Consider the following 5,257-nt stretch of genomic DNA (forward strand, 5'->3'; position numbering starts at 1 on the left):
CGTCGTCGAGGGCAGCGGGATTCGCGCCCAGGGATTCCAGACCGGCCCGAACCTCCGGCCGGTTCACGACCGCACCGACGGCGACCCGCACCCGATCCACCTCATCCACCGCACTGCTCGTACTGGCCGGTTCGGCATCAAGAGCGGTGAGGAAATCGCTGAGCAGCGCGACCGCAGCACGCGCGGCCTCCGCATCCGCCGCCGACGGCGGCGAGGTGGCTGAGTTCGTGCCGGCGCCACCAGGACCAGAGCTCGGACGGCTCACCTGCTCCCCGCCGCCACTACCGACTCCGGCAGAGTCGCCCTGCTAGCGGCGTCTGACCGGCGATCCTCGCTGTTCTCCTGACCGTGGTCCCTGCCCTGCTCCTCGAGGCGGGCCGTGGTCGTGCTGGGCTCCGACTCAACATCGCTACTGGAGTCGCTCGGGGCGGGCGTCGCTGTGACAGCGGCAAGCTGTACCGGCACCGACGGCGGCGGCGCCGGTGTCGCCGCGGGCGCCGAGGTCATGGGCGGCGTGCGGCCGGCCTGCGGCACTACAGGTGACGGAGCAGGAGTCGCCGGAGGCGGTGAGGCTGCCCGCGGCGGAGCGGGCACCGGCGAAGCAGCAGGCGCCGAGGACGGGGTCGGGGCGGGACCGGTCACCACATCGGCAACCGCGCCACCGGCATCTCCGACAGCGTCCACCGCCTTGTGGCCCACGTCAGCAAGGCCGCCGAGGACACCCACCGGCCCGTCCCCCGGAGGCCCTGCGGCCGGCGCCTCAGCCGGGAGGCGCAGGTCGGCGGGGGTGGGGCCGAATCCGGCCGCGGCGAGTTCGACCGCGACCACGTCCAGGGACGGGTGGGTGCCGTGCACCGCATGCAGCCGGTCGGACACATCGACGGCCTGCTGGCGCCACCCGGCTGGCTGGGTCGCCGGGCTCACTCCAAGCCCGACCAGTTTCCGGGCCAGCTCGTGCGCGCGCGGACTGTCGGACACGGTCAGGTCGGTGAGCAGGGCGCGGGCCTGGGCATGCACCTGCACCGCATCCACCGCCGGAATCGGACCGGTTCCCGCGGCTCTCAGTGTGACCGCAGCAGACTCCTCCGCCGACGCGGCGGAGGTCAGCAGAGCCGGGGTCAGCGCGGTCCCGCCGAGCAACGCGCCCGCCGCCAACACCGTGACCGCCGAACGACGCACTGCTGCACACGCCGCCGAGTTCGAGCGAGAAGCGCCAAAACGAGGGGACATCAGAAGCTCTCCTTCATCATCAACAGACAGGGCGAGGAGCAGGTTCCAGCGCCGGTCGACGGCAGGATCATCGGCGACTACCGGTGTTGTTGACCTCGTCAGTGATCGACGTCGACGAATCGGCATCGGTGGAGCCTTCGCTGCCCGCCGAATCGGTGGAGGCACCGTCGCCGGCGGCGAGGCCCCACTGCTTGGCCCAGTCGACCTGCATCTGCCCCGGGTCGCCGTCGCCGCGCGGGAACCAGTCGAGTTGTAAGCACAGGTGCATCGGGCCGGGCGGCAAGATGCTGATGTCGGTGGTCTTCCACCACTCGCGGCCATCCACGAACGCGGTCACACCGTCCGGGGTCCACTCGACGGCATAGTTGTGCCACTGCGTGGCATCCACCTGGAGTTCGCCGTGGACCTGGGAGTTGTCCGCCCCGTAGTGCAGAAACAGTTCGACCTTGTCGCGGGCCGGGTCCATGATCTCGGCGAAGTCGATCTCCCCGCCGACCGGGAAGTTCTCCTCGGTCGGCCACAACAACGCGAGAGCGTTGTAGGACGGGGACCCGCTGGGTGCGCGCATCCGGACCTCCCACCGCCCGTATTTCTGGGCGCGGGAGGTCCAGGCCAGACCTGCGGTCGTCCCGTCCCCGGTGCCGTCGATCGTCAGGACACCGTCGGCGACCGTGGCTGCGTCCGGGAGCGGACGCCGTTCCCGGCATGGCCGGGGCCGTCGTAGGCGTTCCACCCGGGACCGAGCTGTGTGCCAGTGAAGTCATCGACGACATCCGGGGCGCCCCAGCCGAACACTTCACCAGCGGTGAGGCCCTGGTCCTGGACTAGCGCAGGAGCCGAGCCCGCAGCCGGGCTGCTATCGGGGCCGCCCGGCGCGGCTGGGCCATCGTGCCGTTCGCCCTGGTCGGGCGGGTAACAGATGGCAGGCACGAATCCAGGCTGGTCGGCGCCGAGATCGCTCAGCATCGACCGCAGCTTTTCAACTCCCGAGGTGCCCTTGTTGCCGGTGGCGGGACCGAGGGCCGCGAGGACACGAGTGGCGGTGAGCCGCCATCCGCACTTCGCTTCCCACTCGTCTGTTGCTGGGCCGTCAGAGCTGGGGTGAACGCCAGCACAGCAGACGTCGCGAACGCTGTGATGACGCTAGCCACACTCATGGCCGTCCCGCAGCAGACTGGTGTTGTTGTTCACCGGTGGTCGTCATTTCTGAAGCCATGTGAAGCTAGACCGTGTGTTGTACGGCCGTAGAAACCGTCTGCGACCGTCGCCGCGATCTCCAACACCGCGTCACGGGTGGCGGGCTGCAACAGCGCCAGCTCGATCGGGCCACCGCTGGCGAGGTGTCGGTCGGCAGGAAGTTCCAGGACCGAGCGGACCCGTCCGCGAAAGTAGTTCCGGATCACGTCGGCGTCGATCGACTGACTCCACCGGTCACCTGAGAGCACCACGACCGCGTCGTTGACCAGGTGCCGGTGAGGAAATCCGCCTGTTACGTCGCGGTAGTTCGCCAGATAGTCCAGGGTTCGCTGGGCGCGGGAGGCTCCGTCTTGAGTGAGCGTGCCGACGATGACCGAGTGCGGCCCTTCCAGGCGGGTGTCGCAGATTCGCCGGATCAGACCAGTGTAGCGGTCCTCAGCTGCTGATGGGCCTGGATTCCATTTTCCACCGCTCAGTTTGAACGCTGCTGCTCGCCATCCTGTTGTCGGCGCGCTCTGCCGGGGACGCAGCGCGTTGAGCCGCGATCCGGCACCCGGATCCCGTGGCGGTAGCCGATCGAGAACGCGCCCGGACCGACCCGGGGGTTCTGCTGCCTGCCCGGGGCTTCTGCTGCCTGCCTGCGGGGCTACGTCGCGCTCCTCCTCCAGCCCACAGTCTGTGGAAGTGCCGTTGTCCCACGGCAGCGATGCTGACCGCAGCTGCGGCCGCCGCATGTCTAGTATCGAGGGTTGCTGCGCTGGACTCGGCGGTGGACCAGCCGACGTGGTCGGGGCGGGACTAGCAGGCCGGTCCCATGCACGGTGCAACGGGGCAGCGGCGGGGGCGCCGGGCGTAGAGGCGTCGGTCATCAGCAGGTCCCAAAGTCACAGACGAACACGGCAAGGGCTCTCAGCCGGTGGGTAGTCAGCCATCGCTACTGGAGGGCAATTGCTGCAGCTCCACAACGAGATGGCCGCGGTCGTGACGGCGAACCGGCACCCCGAGTCGTTGCCACACGCTCATCACCGGCACCCACCCCGTCGTGGTCGAGACTGGGACCGAGGACTTGCGGGATCCTGGCGGCAACAGCAGCTCCTGCCGATCTGCGGGCACTTCCGCGGTAGCGTCCTCGACGCGACGCGGGACCGAGTCGAAGATCTCGACCAGTACTCTTACGTCCACGGTGAGAACGTGGCCGGAAGTCAGGACTCCACCTGCTCTCGCGTGCACCGCCCGGTGGCGACCGCGGCCGTATTCCCCACCGGGCCACCCCAGCAGAGCGTCCGGACGTCGCGACAGATAAGGCTCCAACGCCAGGCGGCGACGATCCGGGGCGTCCGCATCGCAGGACAAGTAGTCCACCGCGAAGCACTCAGCAAGCTGGCGGGCCTCTTCCGGATCAATCAGGCGCAGCGCAGAGACGGGGCGGTCCACCGTGGTCTGGGCACTGCACTCGTCATCCGCAGGCCGCAACGACGGTAAACTCACCGTCTCCGGGCCGGGCGAAGCGACTCGAACAGCAGGTAGCGCCCCCGATGTCAGGCTTGCCTTCGAGGGCGACACGGCATCGGCACCGATCGCCGACTGCTGTTCCACCTGTTCCCACAGTTCCACCACTGGTTCCGCCCGAGCGGCGTCATCCTCGCTGGCCGCGACTAGCTCCGAGTGCGGCAGAGAAGCGCTGAGGCGGCCGGGATGGGACGTACTCGCGGTGTCGCTCGACCACCACGGTGGCACCGGTGAAGGCTCTGCACGTGCCCGCCGCGTCCTCACCGTCACCGCCTCCCTGCGGCCGGCCTCAGCGACGTCGCCCGATTCTGTCGACACCGCGGCGCAACCACAATGTGTAGGTCTTTATCTTAAAAGATAGTACACTAATATGCTCGGTGTCAGCATCGGTAACGCTGTAGCTACCGGAGGAGTCGGCGGGCGGCCCGTCAGGCCCAGTCGACTTGATATCGCCCGTCTACGGTCAGCACGACCCCTGTCACCTCGGCCGCTTCGCCATCGATCGCAGTCAGGCACGCGAACCGCTGCCCAGGAAGGACCGCCACCCCCGCAGGGCATTGCACGGCAGCGGTCACGGTCAGCTGGTAGTCCTCGATCAGGACAGTGCGCACGCCTGCCTGCAGTGCCTCCTGGTCAAGGGTGACGGTGACCGCCCAGCCCGGCCACACCACCGCCGAGATCCCTCCGACCGCAAGTGCAGTCACAGCAGCAGAAGCTGCGAGCCATATCCGCGGTTTCTGCCGGTAGCGCGGCGGCGCCACTGTCCGTCCGCGGCGAGGTGTCAACAAAGGCCGTGCATGGCCTTCTGAGAGTGAGGCATCATCCAAAGCCCCCCAGGTCGGGGCTGCAGCTGGACCAACCGGCGGCGTCGCTCCACAGCCGCCCCATCCGCCCGGTGGCACTCCACCTACGGGACAGGGTCGAGAATCTCGCCCGTCATGCGCTCACGTCTCCTTGAAGCAAACTATCAGGTCAGGGCTCTAACATCGCCACCGTGTCCGTCGATCATGAGCCTCAGGCCGCCCTTGAGCCCTCAAGTCAACCCGAGATGACTTCTTCCGGCCAGGGCTTCACCGAGCGCCTGAACCATCTGTTCACCACTGTCAGACACGTCGATGGAAGTCCTTACTCGGTCGACGAGGTCGTGCGCTGGATCAACGCCCACCGGTCTCCCACCAGTCGTGACCGCGTCACTACCTTGCGACGAGCAAATGCTCCACAGCCAGCGCCTGAGCCAGACCCCGACGAGACTGCAGCCCTGAGCGAATTCTTCTGTATATCCCCGACATACTTCACCGCCCCTGAGCCCATATCCGTCGAC

6 protein-coding genes and 1 pseudogene are annotated in these 5,257 nt (G+C 68.0%); 2 read left to right on the forward strand and 5 right to left on the reverse strand.

Going from position 1 to position 5,257, the window contains the following annotated elements; genetic code table 11:
* On the forward strand, positions 1-223 hold a 223-nt coding region (locus tag KPF47_RS13500), incomplete at its 5' end, for a hypothetical protein (protein WP_224389181.1).
* Between the two features lie 38 nt (positions 224-261).
* On the opposite strand, the gene KPF47_RS13505 is transcribed toward KPF47_RS13500, so the two are convergent.
* The 5 genes from KPF47_RS13505 to KPF47_RS13525 all read right to left on the reverse strand — a co-directional run bounded on the left by KPF47_RS13505 (position 262) and on the right by KPF47_RS13525 (position 4,607).
* The gene (locus KPF47_RS13505; protein WP_224389182.1) at positions 262-1,356 is read right to left on the reverse strand and encodes a hypothetical protein; all 1,095 of its coding nucleotides are present in this window, start codon (positions 1,354-1,356) and stop codon (positions 262-264) included.
* Complete coding sequence (locus KPF47_RS13510) at positions 1,298-1,963, reverse strand: family 16 glycosylhydrolase (RefSeq protein ID WP_224389183.1); 666 nt, start codon at positions 1,961-1,963, stop codon at positions 1,298-1,300. Before KPF47_RS13510 ends, KPF47_RS13505 begins: the two co-directional genes overlap by 59 nt.
* A 454-nt stretch (positions 1,964-2,417) precedes the next feature.
* Entirely contained in the window at positions 2,418-3,161 is a 744-nt protein-coding gene (locus KPF47_RS13515) for a hypothetical protein (RefSeq protein ID WP_224389184.1), read from the reverse strand.
* A gap of 190 nt (positions 3,162-3,351) precedes the next feature.
* The gene (locus tag KPF47_RS13520; RefSeq protein WP_224389185.1) at positions 3,352-4,041 is read right to left on the reverse strand and encodes a hypothetical protein; all 690 of its coding nucleotides are present in this window, start codon (positions 4,039-4,041) and stop codon (positions 3,352-3,354) included.
* A 323-nt stretch (positions 4,042-4,364) separates the two neighbouring features.
* Positions 4,365-4,607, reverse strand: a complete 243-nt coding sequence (locus tag KPF47_RS13525; protein WP_308015393.1) for a DUF4333 domain-containing protein — start codon at positions 4,605-4,607, stop codon at positions 4,365-4,367.
* Between the two features lie 323 nt (positions 4,608-4,930).
* On the opposite strand from KPF47_RS13525, the pseudogene KPF47_RS13530 reads away from it, so the two are divergent.
* Positions 4,931-5,257, forward strand: a pseudogene (locus KPF47_RS13530) (hypothetical protein); the annotation flags it as partial.

The sequence above is a fragment of the Pseudonocardia sp. ICBG1293 genome (assembly GCF_020131355.1).
Classification (GTDB): domain Bacteria; phylum Actinomycetota; class Actinomycetes; order Mycobacteriales; family Pseudonocardiaceae; genus Pseudonocardia.

What these genes read in the sequence shown, in the direction of transcription:
- KPF47_RS13505 (WP_224389182.1), bottom strand. Translation starts at nt 1,356, where the DNA reads ATGCCGATTCGTCGACGTCGATCACTGACGAGGTCAACAACACCGGTA.
- KPF47_RS13515 (WP_224389184.1), bottom strand. Translation starts at nt 3,161, where the DNA reads ATGCGGCGGCCGCAGCTGCGGTCAGCATCGCTGCCGTGGGACAACGGC.